20 protein-coding genes and 2 tRNA genes are annotated in these 22,630 nt (G+C 70.1%); 13 read left to right on the top strand and 9 right to left on the bottom strand.

Annotation, left to right across the window (positions count from 1 at the left end; all coding sequences use genetic code 11):
• Positions 1-1,429: 1,429 nt before the first annotated feature.
• The 6 genes from rsmG to rpmH all read right to left on the bottom strand — a co-directional run bounded on the left by rsmG (position 1,430) and on the right by rpmH (position 5,003).
• Positions 1,430-2,155: a 16S rRNA (guanine(527)-N(7))-methyltransferase RsmG gene (gene rsmG / locus AB0J74_RS23790; protein WP_363451409.1), complete on the bottom strand. Its 726-nt coding sequence runs from the start codon at positions 2,153-2,155 to the stop codon at positions 1,430-1,432.
• Positions 2,156-2,231: 76 nt separating this feature from the next.
• On the bottom strand, positions 2,232-2,867 hold the full coding sequence (locus tag AB0J74_RS23785; protein WP_363451407.1) for a R3H domain-containing nucleic acid-binding protein: 636 nt from the start codon (positions 2,865-2,867) through the stop codon (positions 2,232-2,234).
• A gap of 134 nt (positions 2,868-3,001) precedes the next feature.
• Positions 3,002-4,126, bottom strand: coding sequence for a membrane protein insertase YidC (yidC, locus tag AB0J74_RS23780; RefSeq protein ID WP_363451730.1), 1,125 nt, complete (start codon positions 4,124-4,126; stop codon positions 3,002-3,004).
• 18 nt (positions 4,127-4,144) lie between these two features.
• A complete protein-coding gene (gene yidD, locus AB0J74_RS23775; protein WP_363451728.1) occupies positions 4,145-4,411 on the bottom strand; it encodes a membrane protein insertion efficiency factor YidD in 267 nt (88 codons plus the stop codon).
• Positions 4,412-4,457: 46 nt separating this feature from the next.
• Positions 4,458-4,835, bottom strand: coding sequence for a ribonuclease P protein component (rnpA, locus tag AB0J74_RS23770; protein WP_363451405.1), 378 nt, complete (start codon positions 4,833-4,835; stop codon positions 4,458-4,460).
• A 30-nt stretch (positions 4,836-4,865) separates the two neighbouring features.
• Positions 4,866-5,003, bottom strand: a complete 138-nt coding sequence (rpmH, locus tag AB0J74_RS23765; protein ID WP_203702036.1) for a 50S ribosomal protein L34 — start codon at positions 5,001-5,003, stop codon at positions 4,866-4,868.
• A 615-nt stretch (positions 5,004-5,618) separates the two neighbouring features.
• On the opposite strand from rpmH, the gene dnaA reads away from it, so the two are divergent.
• The 5 genes from dnaA to AB0J74_RS23740 all read left to right on the top strand — a co-directional run bounded on the left by dnaA (position 5,619) and on the right by AB0J74_RS23740 (position 12,502).
• A complete protein-coding gene (gene dnaA, locus AB0J74_RS23760; protein ID WP_363451402.1) occupies positions 5,619-7,634 on the top strand; it encodes a chromosomal replication initiator protein DnaA in 2,016 nt (671 codons plus the stop codon).
• An 860-nt stretch (positions 7,635-8,494) separates the two neighbouring features.
• The gene (gene dnaN, locus AB0J74_RS23755; RefSeq protein WP_363451400.1) at positions 8,495-9,628 is read left to right on the top strand and encodes a DNA polymerase III subunit beta; all 1,134 of its coding nucleotides are present in this window, start codon (positions 8,495-8,497) and stop codon (positions 9,626-9,628) included.
• Between the two features lie 49 nt (positions 9,629-9,677).
• Positions 9,678-10,550, top strand: a complete 873-nt coding sequence (gene gnd / locus AB0J74_RS23750) for a phosphogluconate dehydrogenase (NAD(+)-dependent, decarboxylating) (protein WP_363451398.1) — start codon at positions 9,678-9,680, stop codon at positions 10,548-10,550.
• A gap of 9 nt (positions 10,551-10,559) precedes the next feature.
• Positions 10,560-11,693, top strand: coding sequence for a DNA replication/repair protein RecF (gene recF, locus AB0J74_RS23745; protein ID WP_363451396.1), 1,134 nt, complete (start codon positions 10,560-10,562; stop codon positions 11,691-11,693).
• 137 nt (positions 11,694-11,830) lie between these two features.
• Complete coding sequence (locus tag AB0J74_RS23740; protein ID WP_363451394.1) at positions 11,831-12,502, top strand: DciA family protein; 672 nt, start codon at positions 11,831-11,833, stop codon at positions 12,500-12,502.
• Positions 12,503-12,559: 57 nt separating this feature from the next.
• Here AB0J74_RS23740 and AB0J74_RS23735 read toward each other — a convergent pair whose 3' ends face one another.
• Positions 12,560-13,114 carry a hypothetical protein gene (locus tag AB0J74_RS23735; protein WP_363451392.1) on the bottom strand — a complete coding sequence of 185 codons (555 nt, stop codon included), beginning with the start codon at positions 13,112-13,114 and terminating at the stop codon, positions 12,560-12,562.
• Positions 13,115-13,716: 602 nt separating this feature from the next.
• Between AB0J74_RS23735 and gyrB the strand changes: the two genes are divergently transcribed.
• The 8 genes from gyrB to AB0J74_RS23695 all read left to right on the top strand — a co-directional run bounded on the left by gyrB (position 13,717) and on the right by AB0J74_RS23695 (position 20,726).
• Entirely contained in the window at positions 13,717-15,663 is a 1,947-nt protein-coding gene (gene gyrB / locus AB0J74_RS23730; RefSeq protein WP_363451390.1) for a DNA topoisomerase (ATP-hydrolyzing) subunit B, read from the top strand.
• 137 nt (positions 15,664-15,800) lie between these two features.
• Complete coding sequence (gene gyrA, locus AB0J74_RS23725; protein WP_363451388.1) at positions 15,801-18,329, top strand: DNA gyrase subunit A; 2,529 nt, start codon at positions 15,801-15,803, stop codon at positions 18,327-18,329.
• 3 nt (positions 18,330-18,332) lie between these two features.
• Entirely contained in the window at positions 18,333-19,271 is a 939-nt protein-coding gene (locus AB0J74_RS23720; RefSeq protein ID WP_363451386.1) for a DUF3566 domain-containing protein, read from the top strand.
• A 97-nt stretch (positions 19,272-19,368) separates the two neighbouring features.
• Positions 19,369-19,442: transfer RNA gene (locus AB0J74_RS23715), tRNA-Ile, on the top strand.
• A gap of 45 nt (positions 19,443-19,487) precedes the next feature.
• Entirely contained in the window at positions 19,488-19,616 is a 129-nt protein-coding gene (locus tag AB0J74_RS23710) for a DLW-39 family protein (RefSeq protein WP_211333954.1), read from the top strand.
• Positions 19,617-19,645: 29 nt separating this feature from the next.
• Positions 19,646-19,721 (top strand) — tRNA-Ala (locus AB0J74_RS23705).
• Positions 19,722-19,822: 101 nt separating this feature from the next.
• Positions 19,823-20,248: a hypothetical protein gene (locus tag AB0J74_RS23700; RefSeq protein ID WP_363451383.1), complete on the top strand. Its 426-nt coding sequence runs from the start codon at positions 19,823-19,825 to the stop codon at positions 20,246-20,248.
• 31 nt (positions 20,249-20,279) lie between these two features.
• Positions 20,280-20,726 carry a hypothetical protein gene (locus AB0J74_RS23695; protein ID WP_363451381.1) on the top strand — a complete coding sequence of 149 codons (447 nt, stop codon included), beginning with the start codon at positions 20,280-20,282 and terminating at the stop codon, positions 20,724-20,726.
• Here the strand turns inward: AB0J74_RS23695 and AB0J74_RS23690 are convergent.
• Both AB0J74_RS23690 and AB0J74_RS23685 read right to left on the bottom strand, forming a co-directional pair.
• Positions 20,719-21,951: a HAMP domain-containing sensor histidine kinase gene (locus AB0J74_RS23690; protein WP_363451379.1), complete on the bottom strand. Its 1,233-nt coding sequence runs from the start codon at positions 21,949-21,951 to the stop codon at positions 20,719-20,721. The genes AB0J74_RS23695 and AB0J74_RS23690 overlap by 8 nt on opposite strands.
• On the bottom strand, positions 21,948-22,604 hold the full coding sequence (locus AB0J74_RS23685) for a response regulator transcription factor (RefSeq protein WP_363451377.1): 657 nt from the start codon (positions 22,602-22,604) through the stop codon (positions 21,948-21,950). The genes AB0J74_RS23690 and AB0J74_RS23685 overlap by 4 nt, the downstream gene beginning before the upstream one ends.
• Positions 22,605-22,630 lie beyond the last annotated feature (26 nt).

Below are 22,630 nucleotides of genomic sequence, written 5' to 3'. Positions count from 1 at the left end.
CAGGGGCCATCTCCGCGCCACCAACCTTCGCACCTGATCCCGCGGACTTGGCCACGCGCCGCCGCGCAACGGGGGCGGGCTCGGCGACGCCAGACTCCACACCCAGTCGCCCAGACCCGACCAGACCCCGCTGCGAAACGGGGGCCCCGCCCTCGCCACCAACCTCCCCGTTCGATCGCACAGACCCGACTACCCGCCGCGAACTAGGGACCGCGTCCTTGCCCACAACCTCCGCACCCGATCCCGCAGACCTGGCCACACGCCGCCGCGAAGAAGGGGCCGCGTCGGCGGCACCAACCTCCGCACCCGCTCGCCCAGGCCCGACCAGGCGTTGCTGCGAAGCATGGGCCGCGTCCGCGGCACCAACCTCCGCATCCGGGCGTGCGGACTCGGCCCCCCGCCGCCGCGAAGTAGGGGCCGCCTCACCAACCTCCCCCGTTCGCGCGGACTTGGCCGGGCGCCGCTGTGGAGCCGCTGCCCTGGCGACACCCGCGGGCTCGACATCCTGTCCCGCGGACCGTGCGATCCGTCGGCGGGACGCGGCTACCCCTCCGGCAACGTCGGAACCTTGCTCAACGGGCCGGGACGGCCGCCGGCGAGAAGTCGGCACCGTCGCTCCGGATCCACTCGACCCTCCCGCCGGTTCGGCGCGACTGACCGGGGCGACGCGCCGAGGGGAGGCGGTCCCGGGACGCTCAGATCCATCCGGCACGAAGTCAGATGCATCGTGTCCCACCTTCGCCCGGCCGGTGCGGCTGCGCGCCGGAGCCTCGAGCGCTTCCTCGGGCCCCCGCGGGCCAGCAGCCGCCTTCGTGGAGCGCGAAGCGGCGGAGGTAATTCCGCTCGAGCCCGACTTCGAACCACGGCCCGCGGGAGATGAGATCTCGGCAGCGTCGAACAACGGCTCCGCGTCCACGCGGGCAGAGGTCCGTCGCGCCCCGGCACCCGTGGACGGCTCCGCCCCTGCCCGCGACGAAGACCGCCGTGCTTCGGCACCATCCGCAGCCGGTGCCTTGGAGCGAGCGACAGGCCGGCCCGAACCGCGACCGGCCGCCACGTCGTCGAGAGCGGACGTCGGGCGACCTGACACGGCAGCACCCGCCCCACCGGCCGCCCGGGGACGCGAAGAAGACCGACGCGAAGCAGCCGCGGCTCCGTCGCCAGCGGCAACCGACTCCTCCACGGACGCGGACCCCCGGGAGCGAGATCGACCTGACCCGCCAGCTTCAGCCTTGGAACGTCCCTGAGCAGAACGCTTCCGAGCAGAAACCCCGACCTCGTCAGTGCCCGGCGACACCAATCCTGCGACAGACCGCGACCCACCACGCGGAGGCCCGGCGGACGCGCCCCCCGAACCATCCGGCACCGGGTCCACCGGCAACGGCGGGGAAGAAGATCCGAAATCTGGTGCAGCTCCCCGCCGGCCCATCTATCCCCTCCGCGATCTCCCGCGACCTCCGCCACCGTCCGAGGTCGGACGGCGACCGCCTCGGCCTGCCGGCCGAGGATTTGCCGGCGCGACGACGCGCTCGCGGACGATTTCCACGACGGTCGTCGGCGGGTCGACCAGGCCGACCCCGCAATGCCGTACGACCGGCGTGGCTCCGCCCAGTCGACCGATCGCGGTCTGGTGTTCCGCGACCTCGTCGGAGGCCGACGCGCCCTTGAGGGCGAGCAGCCGTCCGCCGGGTGCGGTGAGGGGGAGACACCAGCCGGCGAGCCGGTCGAGCGGCGCGACCGCCCGAGCGGTGACCACGTCGGCCGGGACGAGGGCGTCCCGTACCTCCTCGGCTCGGCCGCGGACGACCGTCACGGTGTCGTCCAGGCCGAGCGAAGCCACCACTTCCGCCAGGAAGGCGGTCCGTCGTGCCAGTGGCTCGACCAGGACCATGGACAGGTCCGGTCGCGCCACCGCAAGCACGATACCGGGCAAACCCGCCCCAGACCCCACGTCAACCACCGAAGCGCCGGACGGGATCAATTCGGACATTGTCGCGCAGTTGAGCAGGTGGCGGTCCCAGATCCGCGGTGCCTCGCGCGGGCCGATCAGGCCGCGCACCACGCCGTCGGTGACGAGCAGTTCGGCGTAGCGCGACGCCAGCGGCAGCCGCTCGCCGAAGAGCACGGAAGCGGCGGGGGGAACAGCAGAACTCATCGACAGACCCCCGGCATGGAACGGCCCGGGCGGTCATCCGCCCGGGCCGAAGCCGCCGCGCCGCGCGCGGCCCGCGTCACGAAACCGGCCGCACGATGATGCGACGGTGCGGCTCGACGCCCTCGGACTCACTTTCGACACCGGCGAGAGCGTTGACCACATCGTGTACGCACTTGCGCTCGAACGCCGACATCGGCTCCAGGCGTACGGCCTCGCCGTATTCCTTGACCTTCTCGACCGCGTTCTTGGCCACGGCCGCCAGTTCCTTGCGCCGGTTGGCGCGGTAACCGCCCACGTCGAGCAACAGCCGGCTCGGCGAGCCCGTCTCGCGGAAGACCGCCAGTCGGGTCAGTTCCTGGAGCGCCTCCAGCGTGGCGCCGCGCTGGCCGACCAGCGGCTGGAGCCGACCGCCGACCACCTCGACGACCGGGCGGCCGGCGGACACCAGTTCGTCGATGTCGCCGTCGTAGTCGAGGATGTCGAGCAGGCCCTCGACGTAGTCCGCGGCGATCTCGCTCTGCCGGAACAGGTCGTTGTCGCTGGTCTCCTTGGTCTCCGCGACCGCGGAGTCCGACGCGTCCTCGTCCTCTTCGCCCTCGTCGTCGACCGCTTCGTCGTCCTCGGCCGGCTCGGCCTCGTCCACACGCGCGGCAGCCTCGTCGTTCTCCTCGTCGAAGGGCTTGTCGGTGCGGGGGATGCTGGTGTCGGTCACGGTGTCATCTCCGTATGTCTCTCGCCGGACCACTGGGTCCGCTGGTCAGCCCGGGCCGGTGAGCGAGGTCACCGGGCCGGGCACGTATGGGTGTCGCCAGGCGCGGCCGGCGGAGGAGTCGCCGGCCGCCGCGCTTATCGACGTTTGGCGGGGCGGGGGCCGCCCTTTTTCGGATTGACCGGTTTGGCACCGGGCTTGGGTGCGAGCGCCTTGCCATCGACCGCGGGCTTGGCCTCCGGCTGCTTGCCGTTGGGCTTCGAGCCCTGGCGGGCGGGCTTGCCGTTGGTAGCGCTCTTGCCGACCGGCTTGGCGGTCGCGCCCGGCTGCGGCACGGCAGCCGACTTGGCGGCGTCGGTGAGCCGGCTGAGCAGGCCACCGGACTTCGGCTGGGCCTCGCGGGCGGCCGCGGCGGCCCGGGCCTTCTCGCCCGCCTCGGAGTAGCGGCTGGGCAGGTTGGCCTTGCTGACCGCCGGTGGCGGGAACTTGCGCAACACCCACTGCTGCTGGGCCAGGGTGAACAGGTTGTTGGTGACCCAGTAGATGATCACGCCGATCGGGAAGATCGCACCGGAGATCAGCAGCGACGCCGGGATGCCGTAGAGCATGATCCGCTGCAGCATCCGCTGCTGCGGGTCTTCGGCCCAGCCGGTCTTGAGGATCATCTGGCGGCTGGTCAGGTAGGTCGTCGTGATCATGATGGCGACCAGGATGGCCGCGATGATCTTGACCGTGGTGACGCTCGAGTCGAGGACGGCGAGCTCCGAAGCGCTCGAGCCGAACCGACCGGAGATGGGTGCGGTGAACAGCGTCGCGTGCGAGGCGCTGTCGAACTGTTGCGCGGTCCACCCGTACAGCTCCTTGAGCTGGTTGTTCGGGTTGACGCGTTTCAGCACGTGGAAGAGGCCGAGGAAGACCGGAATCTGCAGGAACATCGGAAGGCAGCCCATGAGCGGGTTGGCCTTCTCGGTCCGGTAGAGCTCCATGATCTCTTTTTGGAGCGTTTCCCGGTCGCCCTTGTGCTTCTCCTGCAGTTCTTTGACCTTCGGCTGCAGGGCCTGCATCGCGCGTTGCGACTTGATCTGTTTGACGAAGATCGGGAAGAGGATCACGCGGACCGTGACGACCAGGAAGAAGATCGCCAGGATCCAGGACCAGGTGGTGCCGAGCACCGCGTGATCCGGCACACCGATGGCATCCCACACCCCGTGCCAGCGCAGCAGGATCCACGAGATCGCCCAGTAGATCCAGTCAAGACTGATGTGCACCAAGGGCTCCTGTCACTCGGCCAGGGGTTCCGCCGTGTTGGCGGGGCGACGACGACGCGGTTCCGGCACCGGGTCGTAGCCACCGGGGTGGAAGGGGTGGCAGCGCAGCAGCCGCCAGATCGTCAGACCGGTTCCGCGAATCGCGCCGTGCCGCGACACAGCCTCGAGGCCGTAAGCGCTACATGACGGATAGAACCGACAGCGAGCCGGCAGTGCCGGGCTTATCCAACGACGGTACGCGATGATGCAAAAAGCCAGTACGCGGGCGGGGATGCTGATGTTCTTGGGTGTCGTGTTGCTGATGGTTTCCTGTGAACTCACCACATCACACCCCCCGTGCGGCGGCGATCGCCTTGTCGAGATCGACACCGAGCCGCTGGTAGGAACGGTCGGCGGCCTGGGGCAGCGCCCGCACCACCAGCGTCGAGCCGGCGGGCAACGTGGCCAGCCGCTCCCGGGACAGGTGCCGCAGCCGGCGCTTGACCTGGTTGCGGACCACGGCACCGCCGACGGCCTTGGACACGACGAAGCCGGCGCGCGCCGGTTGTGGTGCTGCGGCGGACGCCGGCTGGTCGGGGTCGTGCGGGTGCGAGGACGGAAGGGTCAGGTGGACGACCACAGCGCCGCGGCCGGCTCGGCGGCCGCCGCGAACGGCGGTGGTGAACTCGTCGCGGCGCCGGAGGCGCTGCGCGGCGGGCAGCATCGCAGCCCTACTTCCATCCTGGTGCCGGACTCAGGCCGACAGCTCCTTGCGACCCTTGGCCCGACGGGCGGAGAGGATCGCGCGGCCGGCGCGGGTGCGCATGCGCAGCCGGAAGCCGTGGGTCTTGGCACGCCGGCGGTTGTTCGGCTGGAAGGTGCGCTTGCTCACGTCAGGCTCTCCGTCGTCGGGCGGCCCCAGGGTCGGGCCGGTCGTGTGGTGGTCTGTGCACGGCGCGCTCCGCGTGAGCGGGCGTGGACGACGGGTGTTTGACGGTCAACGTCGACCCGCGCAGCAAACACCCGCCACCCTACCAGAGGGCGACGGAGCGGCCGCTCAAGCCTACGCACGCACGCAACGACCGTCAAACACCGGCAGAGGGCGCGTCCACGCAGGCAGCGAGCGCTTCGACGCAGCCGTCGCTGCCCCCTTTCGCGTATCCCGAGAAGGCAGTTCTGTGGACAACGGTTGTAGGGGTGTGGACAACGCTGTTAGCGTGCCGGGTTGCTGGTCGGCGATCTGGGGGGCTCACGGCTGCCATATGGGGCAAAACCGGGCGAGGTAGTCAATCGTTCGGCACGGTGTAGTCACACCGATGCCGGATCGGCTGAGCCCGGGGTCGTCAGTTCGTATAGGTATGGCGCCACGATCGGCCAGCACACAGGCTGTGGACAACTTGTGGACAGCGATCGGGCCGGCCACCCGTACGCGGGGGTTGTGCCAGGTCACGGCGGGTGGGCTGGCCCGTCTCGACCGAGCACATGAAGCGAGGGGGGTGGCAACGGGGTGTCCGAGACGATCGATCTCGCCGGCGTCTGGATGGCGGCGACAGATGAACTCGCGGACGAGATCGTCTCCGCCCAGCAACGCGCCTACCTCCGGCTGACCCGGCTCCGCGCGATCGTCGAAGACACCGCGCTGCTCTCCGTGCCCGACGCGTTCACCCGCGACGTCATCGAGTCCCGGCTGCGACCGGCGATCACCGAGGCGCTCTCCCGCCGGATGGGGCGCGCGATCCAGGTCGCGGTCACCGTCCGCCCGCCGGAAGACGGCCAGAGCCGCCCGGGCGGCACCGTCTACACCGGCGCGCCGGAGAGCTACGCCGCCACCGCCTTCCCGCCACACCAGCGCAGCACCGCGTCCGACACCGAGCAGCAGGTCGAGGCGGCGCCGGTCGAGCAGCCGCGGCCGAGCCCGGCTCAGGCGCCCCGGCAGGCCACCCCGCCACCGCCGGCCGGCAGTCCCGCGCCCACCGGCAACCCCGCACCGGCCAGCGGCACCCCCGCGCCCGCGCCGATCAGCGCACTGAACGCGCCGACCGCCCTGCACAGCATCATCCAGCCCAAACCCAACCCGCCGCTCGACCCGCCACCTGCGGCCGCGCCGACCAGCCCCGCCGCACCGGCGCGCACCGGTGCGGTCGGCAAGGCCCGCCCGCCGTCGCCCGCGGCCAACCCCCAGCCCCGTGACGTCGACCGCGACCACGACCGCCAGGACGCGCTGTTCGCGACGCCCTACCCGCCCGCGCCGCCACCGACCTACACCGCGGCCGGCACGACCTACGGCACGCCGGCGGCGTACCAGCAGCGCTCTGAACCGCCACCCACGTTCCGCGCGGGCGCCGGGGACCGGGACACCCGCGACGGCCGGGGCGGCGACAACCGGGGCGGCGGTCAGTTCGACGAACCGCCGACCCAGCCGATGCGCCGCGACAGCGGCTCCGACAGCGGGCCCGGCCGCCGCGACGACCGCCGCGCCAGCGCCGACGGCGGCGGCAACCGGCTCAACCCGAAATACATGTTCGAGACGTTCGTCATCGGCTCGTCCAACCGGTTCGCGCACGCGGCGTCGGTCGCGGTCGCCGAGTCGCCGGCGAAGGCCTACAACCCGCTGTTCATCTACGGCAGTTCCGGGTTGGGCAAGACGCACCTGTTGCACGCGATCGGCCACTACGCCACGACGCTGGGCAACGCGCGGTCGGTGCGCTACGTCTCGACCGAAGAGTTCACCAACGACTTCATCAACTCGCTGCGCGACGACAAGACCAGTGCGTTCCAGCGCCGCTACCGCGACGTCGACATCCTGCTGATCGACGACATCCAGTTCCTGGAGAACCGCGAGCGGACCCAGGAGGAGTTCTTCCACACCTTCAATACGCTGCACAACGCCAACAAGCAGATCGTCATCACGTCCGACCGTTCGCCGAAGCAGCTGGCCACATTGGAGGATCGGCTGCGCACCCGGTTCGAGTGGGGCCTGCTCGCCGACATCCAGCCGCCCGACCTCGAGACGCGGATCGCGATCCTGCAGAAGAAGGCGGCGCAGGAACGGCTCTACGCGCCGCCGGACGTGCTCGAGTTCATCGCGTCGCGGATCGCCAACTCGATCCGCGAGCTCGAGGGTGCGCTGATCCGGGTGACCGCGTTCGCGTCGCTGACCCGTTCGCCGGTCGAACTCGCGATCGCCGAAGAAGTGCTGCGCGACTTCATCCCCGACGGCTCGGGCCCGGAGATCACGGCCGACCAGATCATGGTCTCGACGGCCGACTACTTCGGCGTCTCGCTCGAAGACCTCCGCGGCCACTCCCGCTCGCGGGTGCTGGTCAACGCCCGCCAGGTGGCGATGTATCTCTGCCGTGAGCTGACCGACCTGTCGCTGCCCCGGATCGGGCAGGCGTTCGGCGGCCGCGACCACACCACGGTGATGCACGCAGACCGGAAGATCCGCCAGCAGATGGCGGAGCGTCGCTCGCTCTACAACCAGATCGCCGAGCTGACGAACCGGATCAAGCAGAACTCCTGACCCCATTGGGTGTACGGCCGACCCCGGCGTCAGGGGTCGGCTGACCGTACCCGGGTGCGCACAACCCGTAGCGGTTATCCACAGGTCGTCGTCGATCCACACACCGACCGTGTTTTCCACACGTCTACCCCCAGCCATATCCACACTGGGAAAAGCCGTTGCAGCCCGCGTTTCCAGTATTGTCCGGATTAGGTTGTTTACTATGATTGGTCTGGATCAGTCTGCGTCCCCAGGTTTCTCCCCAGGTAAGGAGCGGTTATCCCCCGAACACACAGGTGACTCGCGTTCATCCACAGTTCCCACAGCTAATCCACAAGCGCTGTCCACCGTCGTGGATGGCGCGGTCGTCGTGTCCGTCGATGTCCACACAGGCTGTGGACGAAGGCTGGGGACAGCGCTGTGGACGCCGGCCGTCGCGTCCACAGCGGCGACGCACATGTGCGGAGGGTGTTGAAGGTTCTGGGGAAAGGCCGAAGATGATCTCTAACGCCTGGGGAGAAACCCTGGGGAAACCCCGTGGACAACCGGTGGACAACTCGGCGTCGCTGTGTGCGGCCGATCGGCTGTGGATGAGCGGCCGAGTTACACGCAGCGTTCTCCACACGTTCGACACCGGTGGATAACATGCCTGAGCAGCGGAAACGCCGGTTCTCCACAGTTCGCACAGGGCCTATGAAGACGACTAGATATCTCTTTAGAGAGAAGAAAACCAATCATCACGTCTGGGGATTTGTGCACTCCCGCGTAACCTCGCCAGAAACACCGGGGCCGGGCGCACGTCATCGCCTCCCTCGCCTTAAGGTGCGGTGGGGCAACTCGCATCCGACCCAGCCCCGTCCGAGCCGACCCGGAGGCAACGCATGAAGTTCCGCGTGGAGCGCGACGCGCTCGCCGACGCCGTTGCGTGGACGGCGAAGAGCTTGCCGAGTCGCCCGTCCGTCCCGGTGCTCGCCGGTGTGATGCTGCGGGTGTCCGACGGCAGGCTCGAGGTCTCCGGCTTCGACTACGAGGTCTCCAGTCAGGTGACCGTCGACATCCAGGGTGACGCCGACGGCGCCGCACTGGTCTCCGGCCGGCTGCTCGCCGAGATCACCAAGGCGCTGCCCGGCAAGCCGGTCGACATCGCCGCCGTCGGTGCCCATCTCGAACTCGTCTGCGGCAGTGCCCGCTTCACCCTCCCGACCATGCCGGTGGAGGACTACCCGAGCCTGCCCGCGATGCCGGCCAGCGCCGGCACGATCGACGCCGCGACGTTCGCCAGCGCGGTCGCCCAGGTCGCCATCGCCGCGGGCCGTGACGAGACGCTGCCGATGATGACCGGCGTACGGGTGGAGCTCAGCGGCAGCAACATCGCCCTGCTCGCCACCGACCGCTACCGGCTTGCCATGCGCGAGTTGGAGTGGCGGCCGGAAGACCCGGAGATCAGCATCAACGCGCTGGTGCCGGCCCGCACGCTCAACGACACCGCCAAGACGCTCGGCCCGCTCGGCGGCGACGTCACCATGGCCCTGGCGCACGGCGGCGCCGGCGAGGGCATGATCGGCTTCTCGGCCGGCACCCGACGCACCACCAGCCGGCTGCTCGACGGCGCCAACTACCCGCCGGTGCGCTCGCTGTTCCCGGCCAGCCACAACGCCGAGGCCCGGGTCTCCGTGCCGGCGCTGGTCGAGGTCGTGCGCCGGGTCGCGCTGGTCGCCGAGCGCACCACGCCGGTGCTGCTCAGCTTCGGCCCCGACGGCCTGGTCGTCGAGGCCGGCGGCAGCGAGGAGGCGCGGGCCAGCGAGGCCATGGACGCCACCTTCAGCGGCGAGCCGCTGACCATCGGCTTCAACCCGCAATACCTGATCGACGGGCTGCAGAACCTGCTCGCCTCGACGGCCGTGCTCTCCTTCGTCGACGCCTTCAAACCCGCCGTGATTTCGCCCGCCGGCGACGACGGCGAGATCGTCCCCGGATACCGGTATCTGATCATGCCGATCCGGGTAACCCGCTGATCCGCGGGTAGGGCAGAGCAAGGGCACGTCAACGGGAGGGGAACCCGCTATGCAGCTGGGGCTCATCGGCCTGGGCCGGATGGGTGGCAACATGCGCGAACGCCTGCGCGCCGCCGGCCACGAGATCGTCGGATTTGACCACAAGCCAGAGATCTCCGACGCGAAGACGTTGGCGGAGCTGGCGTCGAAGCTCGAGGCGCCGCGCGCGGTCTGGGTGATGGTTCCGGCCGAGGTCACCGACAGCACCATCGACGACGTGGCCGCCGAGCTCAGCCCGGGCGACCTCATCATCGACGGCGGCAACTCGCGGTTCAGCAGCGACAAGCCGCGCGCCGAGCGGCTCGACGCGAAGGGCATCGGCTACGTCGACGTCGGCGTCTCCGGTGGCATCTGGGGCGTCCAGCTCGGCTACGCGCTGATGGCCGGCGGCTCCGACGAGCACATCGCCCGGCTCATGCCGATCTTCGAGGCGCTCAAGCCCGCCGGCGAGTTCGGCTTCGTGCACGCCGGCCCGGTCGGTGCCGGCCACTACGCCAAGATGGTCCACAATGGCATCGAATACGGCCTGATGCACGCCTACGCCGAAGGCTACGAGCTGCTGGGCGCCTCGGAGCTGGTGACCAACGTGCCCGGCGTGGTCAAGTCGTGGCGCGAGGGCACGGTCATCAAGTCGTGGCTGCTCGACCTGCTCGACCGGGCGCTCGACGAAGACCCCGCGCTGGAAGCCATCAAGGGCTACGCCGACGACACCGGTGAGGGCCGCTGGACGGTCGAAGAGGCGATCCGGCTCGCGGTGCCGATGCACGTCATCGCGGCCTCGCTGTTCGCGCGCTTCGAGTCGCGCGAAGACGACTCACCGGCGATGAAGGCGGTGGCCGCGCTGCGCAACCAGTTCGGTGGGCACCCCGTTCGCAAGAGCTGACGCGGTCAGATGCACGTCCAGCGGCTGGAGCTGGTCGACTTCCGCTCGTACGAGCGGGTGGCGGTCGACCTGCCCGCCGGGGCGAGCGTGCTGGTCGGCCCCAACGGTGTCGGCAAGACCAACCTGCTGGAGGCGCTCGGCTACGTGGCGACCCTCGACAGTCACCGGGTCGCCACCGACGCGCCACTGGTTCGGGCCGGCGCGCAGTCGGCGGTCATCCGTTGCCTGGTCGTCCACGATGGACGCGAGCTGCAGGTCGAGCTGGAGATCGTGCCCGGCAAGGCCAACCGGGCCCGGCTCGGCCGCTCGCCGGCACGCCGGGCCCGCGACGTGCTCGGCGCGCTGCGGATGGTGCTGTTCGCACCGGAAGACCTCGAACTGGTCCGCGGCGACCCGGCCGAGCGGCGCCGCTATCTCGACGACCTGCTGGTCGCGCGCCAGCCGCGCTACGCCGGCGTGCGGTCCGACTACGACCGGGTGGTCAAGCAGCGCAACGCGTTGCTGCGCACGTCCTACCTGGCCCGCAAGACCGGCGGCACCCGCGGCGGCGATCTGTCCACACTGGATGTCTGGGACACCCACCTGGCCCGGCACGGCGCCGAGTTGCTGGCGGGCCGGCTGGAGCTGGTGACAGCGCTCGGCCCGTTCGTCGCCAAGGCTTACGACGCGGTCGCCGCCGGCCGCGGCGCCGCGGGCATCGCCTACCGGTCGGGCCTCGAGATCCCGCCGGCCGGCGCCGATCGGGCCGAGCTCGAGCAGTTGCTGCTGACCGCGCTCGCCGCCGGCCGACAGTCCGAAGTGGAACGCGGCGTGACGCTGACCGGCCCGCACCGCGACGACCTGACCCTGACGCTGGGCGAGCTGCCGGCCAAGGGCTACGCCAGCCACGGCGAGTCCTGGTCCTACGCCCTGGCGCTGCGGCTGGCCGCCTACGACCTGCTGAGGGCCGACGGCATCGAGCCGGTCCTGGCCCTCGACGACGTTTTCGCCGAACTCGACACGGGCCGCCGGGAACGCCTGGCCGAGCTGGTCGGCGGCGCCAGCCAACTCCTGGTTACCTGCGCGGTCCCCGACGACGTGCCGGCGGCCCTGCGCGGCGCCCGCTTCGACGTCTCCGAAGGGACGGTCCGCCGTGCCGACTGAACCCACCGAAGTCCAGCAGGCCGGCTCTGCCGGATCGGGCCCGGGCCCGGTGCCCGGCCACGGTGACACCCGCGGCGCGCGCCCAGCGCCCGGTCACGGCGACGCGCGCTCCGAGGCTTCTGAGGGGACGGTCCGCCGTGCCTACTGAACCGATCGACGGCCGCGAGGACCGCTCGCCGAAACCACGCCGCCGAACCGCGTCCGGGCCCGGCGACGCCACAGCGCCTCCCGGCGGAAACGCCGAGCCCGGCGCGACGCCGACCCAGGGCGCCGCCGACGCAGGCGGGTCGGCGCCGGCGACCGAAGGGCTGGCCGGACCGCAATTGGCGCGGGCGACACTCGACGCCGCGCTGGCCAAGCGCGGCGCGGCCGCACAGCGACGCCGCCCGACCGGAAGCTCGACCGGGGGCAGCGGCCGCCGGTTGCGTGGCTATTCCGGGCCGGGCCCCGACCCACGCGACCCGCAACTGTTCGGCGCCGTGCTGGAGCGGCTGGTCAAGGCCCGCGGCTGGCAGAAGCCGGCCGCCGAGGCGACCGTCTTCGGCGCCTGGGAGAAGGTCGTCGGCCCCGACATCGCGTCGCACTGCCGCCCGATCAAGCTCGCCGACGGTGAGCTGACCGTGGAGGCCGAGTCAACGGCCTGGGCCACCCAGCTGCGCCTGCTGGCCGCGTCGCTGCTCAAACGGATCGCCGGTGAGGTGGGCCACAACGTGGTCAAGAAGCTGCACATCCACGGCCCGGCCGCGCCGTCGTGGTCCAAAGGCCCGCGCCGGGTCCAAGGGCGCGGCCCCCGAGACACGTACGGCTGAATTTCGCGGACCCGGCGGGCCGGCCGGTCGGTGCTTCCCACCGGGGTGCGGAGCACCTCAGTAGTCGGCGTAGACGGCGAAGCCACGGTCGGCGCAGCGCCGGTAGAACTGGGCCAGCACACCCAGCTCGCTGCGGGCGAAGCTCCACTGCGGCGCGTCGCCCGACTCGTCGCGCAGCGCGTCGAGTCGCCCGTCGAGCCAGCGCAGCTGCTGCTCGGGCAGCCGGCCGCCGGACAGGGCGGTGCGCAACACGGCGCCGACCGTCTCGAAGGTGACCGACTCGCCGTGTGGCCGGTGACCCTCGACGAAGCGCTCCAGCCCGCCGGCGATCCAGGCGCAGCCGTCGGGGTCGATCACCGGGTCCTCGTCTTCCGCCGCGGCCTCTGTGGCGTAAAGCACACCGTCGAGACCGAGGAGGAGATCGACGAGCTCGGTGTAGGCCGTCGCCCGGACTGTGCCGGTCTTGGCGATATGTCCGGCGAGGGCCGCCGTGGGCGCGGAGACGTCGGGCGCGTCCGCCAGGTCGGCGAAGTCGACGAACGCGGCCGGGGCGACCGGGTCGTAGAAACGGCCGGTGCGCGGCCACTGGACGGCGACGTTGTCCAGCCCCATCGGGCCACCCTTCTCCGCTGAGCAGCATCCCGACACCGAAAGAGGTGGGGTCGCGAGCGTATGACACGTCGGGGTGCTGGCCCCGATCGGATCGCGCCGCAGAAACTACGGCACCGTAGGTGGTTCGCGCGACCCCCGACCGGTCACCTTTGGGGTGGGGATCATGGCCCGGATGTCCGTAATGCCGGGAACTCCGCTCCCGATGGCCACAGCGGTCACCGAGGCGACTTCATGATCGGCAGACAAAAGGCGCCGGCGCGCGGCTGGCTCGCGCCGAAGGGCCGTTCGTGTGGGGGGAGTCGCGGATACCGAGGTTCGGGCCGCTGTGGCGCTTCTAGCGCGGTTTCCGGCGTGCGCCGGATGGGTGTTCGGCCCTCCGGCCCGGTAAGATTGCAGAGACGAAGGACGACGCGCGTACGACCGTATCGGGTCCTCCCCGGCCCGAGGCCGCCCGCGTGCCGCGTCCAACCGATCGTGACCGCGGGAAGGCGCGGCGAGCGGTGCGCCCACCCCCGGTCGCGCCGGTCGCTGGTGGCCATCCCGCCATACCCGCGCACCAGCGTCGGTCGACGACGCTGGGGCGGCGCGAGAAAGTGGCCAGAGTGGCAACGCAGAAAAAGCAGGAGTACGGCGCCGAATCGATCCAGGTGCTCGAGGGCCTCGAAGCGGTCCGCAAGCGCCCCGGCATGTACATCGGGTCGACCGGAGAGCGTGGCCTGCATCACCTGGTCTGGGAGGTCGTCGACAACGCGGTCGACGAGGCCCTGGCCGGCTACTGCGACACGATCGACGTCGTGCTGCTGGCCGACGGCGGCGTGCGCGTCGTCGACAACGGCCGTGGCTTCCCGGTCGACCTCCACCCCAAGCTCAAGAAGCCGGGTGTCGAGGTCGCGCTGACCGTTCTGCACGCCGGCGGCAAATTCGACGGCAAGGCGTACGCCGTCTCCGGCGGCCTGCACGGCGTCGGCGTCTCCGTGGTCAACGCCCTGTCGACGCGGATGGAGGTGGTCATCCACAAGTCCGGGAACGTGTGGCGGCAGTCCTACACCAACTCCAAGCCGTCGCCGCTGGAGAAGGGCGAGACCACCAACACGACCGGTTCGTCCGTGTCGTTCTGGCCCGACCCGAAAGTCTTCGAGACCACCGAGTACGCCTTCGAGACGATCTACCGGCGCCTCCAGGAGTACGCGTTCCTCAACCGCGGCCTGACCATCCACTTCCGCGACGAGCGCCCGAGCAGCGAGGAAGACGGCAAGGCGCGCGAGGTCACCTTCCTCTACAAGGGCGGCATCGCCGACTTCGTCCGGCACCTCAACAACACCAAGTCGCCGATCCACAAGTCGGTGATCGAGTTCGGTGGCGAGGAGCAGGGCATGGCGGTCGAGATCGCCATGCAGTGGAACGAGTCCTACGGCGAGTCGGTCTACACGTTCGCCAACACGATCAACACGCACGAGGGCGGCACCCACGAAGAGGGCTTCCGCGCGGCGTTGACCGGTGTGGTCAACAAGTACGGCGCCGAGAAGAAGATCCTCAAGGGCGACGAGAAGCTCACCGGTGAAGACATCCGGGAGGGCCTCGCGGCGATCGTCTCGGTCAAGCTGGCCGAGCCCCAGTTCGAGGGCCAGACCAAGACCAAGCTGGGCAACACCCCGGTCAAGAGCTTCGTGCAGCGCGTCTGCAACGAGTGGCTCAACGACTGGCTGGAGCGCAACCCCAGCGAGGCCAAGACCATCATCACCAAGGCGACCCAGGCCTCCCGGGCCCGGATCGCCGCGCAGCAGGCCCGCAAGCTGGCCCGCCGCAAGTCGCTGCTGGAGTCCGGTTCGATGCCGGGCAAGCTGGCCGACTGCCAGTCGACCGACCCGCGCGAGTCCGAGGTGTTCATCGTCGAGGGTGACTCGGCCGGTGGCTCGGCCAAGCAGGGTCGTGACCCGCGGGTGCAGGCGATCCTGCCGATCCGCGGCAAGATCCTCAACGTGGAGAAGGCCCGGATCGACCGGGTGCTGAAGAACAACGAGGTCCAGGCGCTGATCACGGCGCTGGGCACCGGCATCCACGACGACTTCGACATCGAGAAGCTGCGCTACCACAAGATCGTGCTGATGGCCGACGCCGACGTCGACGGCCAGCACATCCAGACCCTGCTGCTCACCCTGCTGTTCCGCTTCATGCGGCCGCTGGTCGAGCTCGGCCACGTCTACCTGGCATCGCCGCCGCTCTACAAGATCAAGTGGAACAAGAAGGGCGACGACGCCCAGTACGCGTACTCGGATCGGGAGCGCGACGGGCTGATCCGGCTCCGCCAGGAGTCCAAGCCCAACGCCAAGCCCGACGACATCCAGCGGTTCAAGGGCCTGGGCGAGATGAACTACCCGGAGCTGTGGGAGACCACGATGAACCCGGGAACCCGCACGCTGCGCCAGGTGACACTCGACGACGCCGCGACCGCCGACGAGTTGTTCAGCGTGTTGATGGGCGAAGACGTCGAGGCCCGGCGCTCGTTCATCCAACGCAACGCGAAGGACGTGCGGTTCCTGGATATCTGACGCAACCGATCACGGCCGGCCGGCGTCTACCTCCGGTCGGTCGTTGACGGAGGGCGGAAGTTATCCACAGACAGGTCGGTTTCCACAGCCGTTATCCACAGGATGAAAACGGCATTTAAGGCGAAAAAGGATTAATTGTGACGGATAACCCCGAGGCCTACGAGGGCGAGCCGGATCTCGAGGCCGCGGTCGCCGCGGTCTCCAGCCGCGACCGGGTCGAGCCGGTCGGGCTCGAGGTCGAGATGCAGCGCTCCTACCTCGACTACGCGATGAGCGTCATCGTCGGGCGCGCGCTGCCGGACGTCCGCGACGGCCTCAAGCCGGTTCACCGCAAGATCCTTTACGCGATGTACGACTCGGGCTACCGGCCCGACCGCGGCTACGTGAAGTGTTCCCGGGTCGTAGGCGACGTGATGGGTCAGTTCCACCCGCACGGCGACTCGGCGATCTACGACGCGCTGGTCCGCATGGCGCAGACCTGGTCGCTGCGTTACCCGCTGGTCGACGGCAACGGCAACTTCGGTTCGCCGGGTAACGACCCGGCCGCCGCCATGCGATACACCGAGTGCAAGCTCGACCCGCTGGCGATGGAGATGCTCCGCGACATCGACGAGGACACCGTCGATTTCCAGGACAACTACGACGGCCGGGCCAAGGAGCCGGTGATCCTGCCGTCGCGGATCCCCAACCTGCTGGTCAACGGCGCCGAGGGCATCGCGGTCGGCATGGCCACCAAGATCCCGCCGCACAACCTGCGGGAGATCGCCGAGGCGGTCAAGTGGTGCCTCGACAACCCGGAGGCCGACGAGCCCACCACGCTCGAGGCGCTGCTGGGCATCGTCAAGGGCCCCGACTTCCCGACCTACGGCCTGATCGTCGGCACCCAGGCGATCCAGGACGCCTACCGCACCGGCCGCGGCTCCATCCGGATGCGCGCGGTGGTCGAGGTCGAGGAAGACAAGAAGGGCCGCGCCTGCCTCGTCGTCAGCGAGCTGCCCTACCAGGTCAACCCCGACAACCTGGCCGAGCGGATCGCCGAGCTGATCCGCGAGGGCAAGATCGCCGGCATCGCCGACATCCGCGACGAGTCGTCCGGCCGCACCGGCATGCGGATCGTGATCGTGCTGCGCCGCGACGCGGTCGCCAAGGTCGTGCTGAACAACCTCTACAAGCACACCCAGTTGCAGGAGACGTTCGGCGCCAACATGCTGGCGCTGGTCGACGGTGTGCCGCGCACGCTCAACCTGGCGCAGTTCATCCGCTACTACGTCGAGCACCAGATCGACGTCATCCAGCGGCGCACGGCCTACCGGCTGCGCAAGGCCGAGGAGCGGGCACACATCCTGCGCGGCCTGGTCAAGGCGCTCGACGCCCTCGACGAGGTGATCGCCCTGATCCGGCGCTCGCCCACCGTCGAAGACGCCCGCGGCGGGCTGCGGACCCTCCTGGACATCGACGACATCCAGGCGACCGCGATCCTCGACATGCAGCTGCGCCGCCTGGCGGCCCTGGAGCGGCAGAAGATCATCGACGAGTTGGCGAAGATCGAGATCGACATCGCCGACCTGCGCGACATCCTGGCCAAGCCGGAGCGCCAGCGGAAGATCATCGCCGACGAGCTCAGCGAGATCGTGGCCAAGTGGGGCGACGACCGCCGCACCAAGATCGTGCCGTTCGACGGCGAGGTCTCGATGGAAGACCTCATCGCCCGCGAAGACGTGGTGGTCACGATCACCCGCACCGGCTACGCCAAGCGCACCAAGGTCGACCTCTACCGCTCACAGCGGCGGGGCGGCAAGGGCGTCAGCGGAGCCGGGCTGCGGCAGGACGACATCGTCAGCCACTTCTTCGTCTGCTCCACACACGACTGGATCCTGTTCTTCACGAACAAGGGCCGGGTCTACCGGGCGAAGGCCTACGAGTTGCCGGAGGCCAGCCGCACGGCCCGCGGCCAGCACGTGGCCAACCTGCTGGCGTTCCAGCCCGACGAGCACATCGCACAGGTGATCGAGATCGCCAACTACGGTGTGGCGCCCTACCTCGTGCTGGCCACCCGCAACGGCCTGGTCAAGAAGACCAAGCTGGAGGAGTTCGACTCCAACCGGTCGGGCGGCATCATCGCGATCAACCTGCGCGACGAAGACGAGTTGGTCGGCGCCGCGCTCGCCGGCACCGAAGACGACCTGCTGCTGGTCTCGAAGATGGCACAGGCGATCAGGTTCAACGCGACCGACGACGCGCTGCGGCCGATGGGCCGGGCCACGTCGGGCGTCATCGGCATGCGGTTCACCGGCGACGACGAACTGCTGGCGATGGAGGTCGTCCGCGAGGGCATGGACCACCTCGACGTGCTGGTCGCGACCAACGGCGGCTACGCCAAGCGCACCCCGATCTCCGAATACCCGGTGCAGGGTCGCGGCGGTAAGGGCGTGCTCACGGCCAAGCTCACCGAGCGTCGCGGCGGTCTCGTAGGGGCGGTGGTGATCAGCCCGGACGATGAGCTGTTTGCTATAACGAGCAATGGTGGTGTTATCCGGACTCCGGTGAAGCCTGTACGCCGAACGCGCGATCGGAACACAATGGGGGTCAAGCTCATGGACCTTCCGGACGGCGTAACCATCGTGGCCATCGCTCGCAATGCCGACGAGCCCGACGAACAGGACTAGGTGATGACGGAGACTCAGGCGAAGTCGGGGACTGCGGGGGCCTCGACGAACCCGGTCGAAGGCGACGCCGCGGGCGGCGCCTCTGCGACCGGCCGCGCGGCAGTAGGCCGGGCGGCAGTCCCCGCCGACGCGCCGCAGCCCAAGTTCACCCGGGCACCGGGCATGGCCCCGCCTCCCGACAAGCCGGGCGACGGCGACAACGGGAGCAGCCCCGACGAGGGCTCCGACTCGGGCGGCGGGCAGTCTTCGGTCCCGGTCGGCGCGGCCGTCGGCGCAGCGTCTTCGGGTGCGGCGTCTTCGAGTGCGGGGTCCTCGGGTGTGGGGTCCTCGGGCGTGTCCGGCGTGTCGTCGGCCGGTGGGTCGGCCTCGGCCGGCACGCCGCCGACGATCACGCGACCCGGTGCTTCCCGCCCTGGTGACGGTTCCGGTCGACCCGGCGACGCCGGCGCGACCGCGACCCGACCCGGCGTGGCGGGCAACGCGGCCGCCGGTTCCGCGTCCGCCGTTGGCGCGGCGCGGGTGACCGAGGCCGTCCGCACGGCACGTTCGACGGTGGCCGGCGGCGCCTCCCGCGGCCCGCGCCGGGCCCGCCTCAACGTCAAGCGGATCGACCCGTGGTCGGTGTTCAAGTTCTCGTTCGCCGTGTCGCTGGTCCTGTTCATCGTCGTCATCGTCGCGACCTCGGTGCTCTACCTCGCGCTCGACGCGATGGGCGTCTTCGAGAAGGTCAACACAAGCCTGGGTGACCTGATCAGCGCCAGCGGAGGCAGCGAGGGCAGCACCTTCAAGATCACCGCCAAGGGCGTGATCGGCACGTCGGCGCTGATCGGTGTGGTCAACGTGGTGCTCTTCACCGCGCTCGCCACGCTCGGCGCGTTCATCTACAACGTCTGCGCCGACCTGGTCGGCGGCGTCGAGCTGACCCTCGCCGAGCGCGACTGACACCCAGACGGTCGATACCCGGTGCGGTGCACGACGCCGCACCGGGTATCCAAGTTGGGGGAAGCGGAAGCGGTACGGTAACCTTGCCCGGTCGCACGGGGCTATAGCTCAGTCGGTTAGAGCGCAGAGCTGATAACTCTGAGGTCGCTGGTTCGATTCCAGCTAGCCCCACTTCAGACGGTCTGGCAAACGGTCGAACGTGTGAGGGGCAACCAAATGCTGAAGAAGCTCCTGATCATCGTCGGTGTCGTGGGTGTTGCCGCCCTGGTGGTCAAGAAGGTCAAGGAGTCCAGCGACGAGCGGGCTCTGTGGCACGAGGCGACCACCGCTCCCGACCTCCGATAGTTTTCCGACTGGCGGCTCCACCCGCCGTCGGGGCCGTAGCTCAACTGGCAGAGCACTGCCTTTGCAAGGCAGGGGTTAGGGGTTCAAGTCCCCTCGGCTCCACCAGCACAGCCTGCTCTATTCGGCGATTTAAATATGGCCGCCAGGTCAGCGGTGCGCTCCTTTCGGTAACCGAATGGCGCATTTGCCCTCGGTAGGCTGCGCCGGTGAGCTATGCACTCATGTTCATGCGTAGGCAGCCGGGTCAGACCTGGGACGAGGCCCTCGAAGCGGCCGACGACTACCACGATTTCGGCGCCGGCCCGGATGCCGCGGTCTGGCAGCGGGTGGTCGGGCGCGCCCGGTTTCTGCTCGGCGAGGTCGCGCTGCGGATGACCGACGACTGCGGCACGCTCCACCACGAGCGCACCGGATTGCGGCTGCTGCTCTTCGCCGACTCGGCCGAGCTCACCGTTCCGGACGACGACACCGCCCTGCTGCGCACGATGTTCCTGCTCGGCCAGGTCGTCGAGGAGGAGACCGGCCTCGAGGGCTTCGACCCGCGGCAGGCCAAGCCGATCCGCGAAGCCGCCGCGAATCTCGACCTCGGCGCCGCGTCGTTCGAGTCGGTCGCGCGGATCCTGAGCGAGTAACGGGCGTGCGCGGCCCTTGTACCCTGCGCCGGTGAGCTACGACCTCATGTTCGTCCGCCGCCAGCCGGGCCAGGGCTGGGAGGAGGCCCTCGAAGCGGCCGAGGGCGACGACGAGTTCGGCGCCGGCCCCGCACCCGACGTGTGGCAGCGGGTGGTCGACCGGGCGCGGGCGCTGCTCGGCGAGGTCTCGCTCTTCGTGACCGACGACTGCGGCGAGATCAACCACGAGCCGACCAGCATCCAGCTCGATCTGTTCGCCGACTCGGCCGCGATGCACGTCCCCTATGGCGACACCGGCGACCGGGCCACTGCGATCCTCCAGGCGATGTATCTGCTGGGCCGGATCGTCGAGGAGGAGACCGGCCTCGAAGGCTATGACCCCCAGGCCGACCGGCCGCTGGCCGAAGCCGCCACCAACCTCGAGTTCGGCACCGCCTCCTTCGAGACGGTCGCCCAACTGCTGCGCACGCTCACCTAGCCAGCGGCAGGGTCACGTCGACGACGAGGCCGCCGCCGTCGCGCGGGTGCGCGGCGACCTCGCCGCCGTGCGCGCGGGCCACCGAGCGCACGATCGAGAGCCCCAGCCCGGTGCCGCGCGCGGAGCCGACCCGGTCGGTCAGCCGGCGGAACGGCTCGAACAGCCGGGACACCTCGACCGCCGGCACCACCGGGCCGGTGTTGGCCACCGTGAGCACCGCGTGGTCGGCGGACGAGCGCGTGGTCACCGTGACCCAGCCGGCCGCCACGTTGTGCCGGATCGCGTTCTCCACGAGGTTCTGCGCGAGCCGTTCGAGCAGCACCGGGTCGCCGGCCGTGGGCGCCCGGGCGCCGCCGCGCTCGAACGAGAGCGCGGCATCGCGGGCCTCGCCGGCGAACTGCTCATGCACCCGGGTCGCGACCTCGGCCAGGTCGACCGGCACCGGATCGGTTACCACCTGCTCGGAGCGGGCCAGCGTGAGCAGGCCGTCGATCAGCCGCTCGTGCCGGGCGTTGACCTCCAGCAGGGTCCCGCCGATCTCGACCAGTTCCCGCGGCGCGCCGGGCCGGCCCATCGCCACCTCGAGGAGCGTGCGGTTCACCGCCAACGGCGTACGCAATTCGTGTGAGGCATTGGCGACGAACCGCCGCTGGCCGTCGAAGGCCGCGTCCAGCCGGGCCAGCATGTCGTCGAACGTGTCCGCCAGTTCGCGTAGCTCGTCGCGGGGCCCGGAAAGGCCGATCCGCTCGTGCAGGTTGCGGTCGGCGACCCGGCGGGCGGTCGCGGTGATCTGCGTGAGCGGGCGCAGCGTGCGGCCCGCCATCAGCCAGCCCAGCCACAGGCCGACCACCGTCACGATGCCGACGGCGGCGCCGCCCCGGGTCAGCAGCGAGTTGAGCGTGCGCTGGTTGATGTCGTCCTGGAGCCGCTGTGCCAGCTCCACGCTCTGCTTGATCTGTTCGCGCTCCTCGTCGGTCATCGGCCGGGCCTGCAGTGCCTTGCTGATCATGTCTTTGTCGACCGCCAACCCGGCCAGGAACTCCTTCGCGCCGGCCGGCAGAACCTGGCCCTTCTTCGCGTCGAAGATTACCGAGGCGCTGATCTTCTGGTGGTCGAGCGTGGCGTCCATCAGCACATAGGTGACGGCGAGCAGGGCGATGCCGCTCACCAGGAACACCAGGCCGTAGGTCGCGGTCAGCCGGGCCCGCACCGTCCATCGCTTCATCGGATCTGATACCCCACTCCCGGCACGGTGTGCACCACTTGCGGCTCACCGAGCTTGCGGCGCAGCGTCATGACCGTCACCCGCAGCACGTTGGTGAACGGGTCGATGTGCTCGTCCCAGGCCCGCTCCAGCAGTTGCTCGGCGCTGACCACCGCGCCGTCGGCCCGGAGCAGTTCCTCGAGCACCGCGAACTCCTTGCGGGACAGCGCCAGCGGCCGGCCGTCGCGGGTGACCGCGCGCCGGCCCGGATCCAGGGCCAGGCCGGCCCGGCAGAGCAGTGGCGGCGCGGCCGGCCGGGCCCGCCGGCCCAGCGCGCGCACCCGGGCCACCAGTTCCACGAACGCGAACGGCTTCGGCAGGTAGTCGTCGGCGCCCAGCCCGAGGCCGGCCACCCGGTCGGCGACGTCGACGGCGGCGGTCAGCATCAGCACCCTGGTGTCGGCGCCGGAGGCGACCACCGCCCGGCACACGTCGTCGCCGTGCACGATCGGCAGGTCGCGGTCGAGCACCAGCACGTCGTAGTCGTTGACGCCGAGCCGTTCCAGCGCCGCATCGCCGTCGTAGACGACGTCGACCGCGAGGGCCTCGCGCCGCAGCCCTTCGCCGACCGCGTCGGCCAGCAACCGCTCGTCTTCCACCACCAGCACCCGCATGCCGCCATGGTCGCCCACCGGCGGAT

It is taken from the genome of Asanoa sp. NPDC049573 (assembly GCF_040676615.1).
Taxonomy (GTDB): domain Bacteria; phylum Actinomycetota; class Actinomycetes; order Mycobacteriales; family Micromonosporaceae; genus Asanoa.
This window is presented reverse-complemented; position numbering and strand designations above follow the sequence as displayed.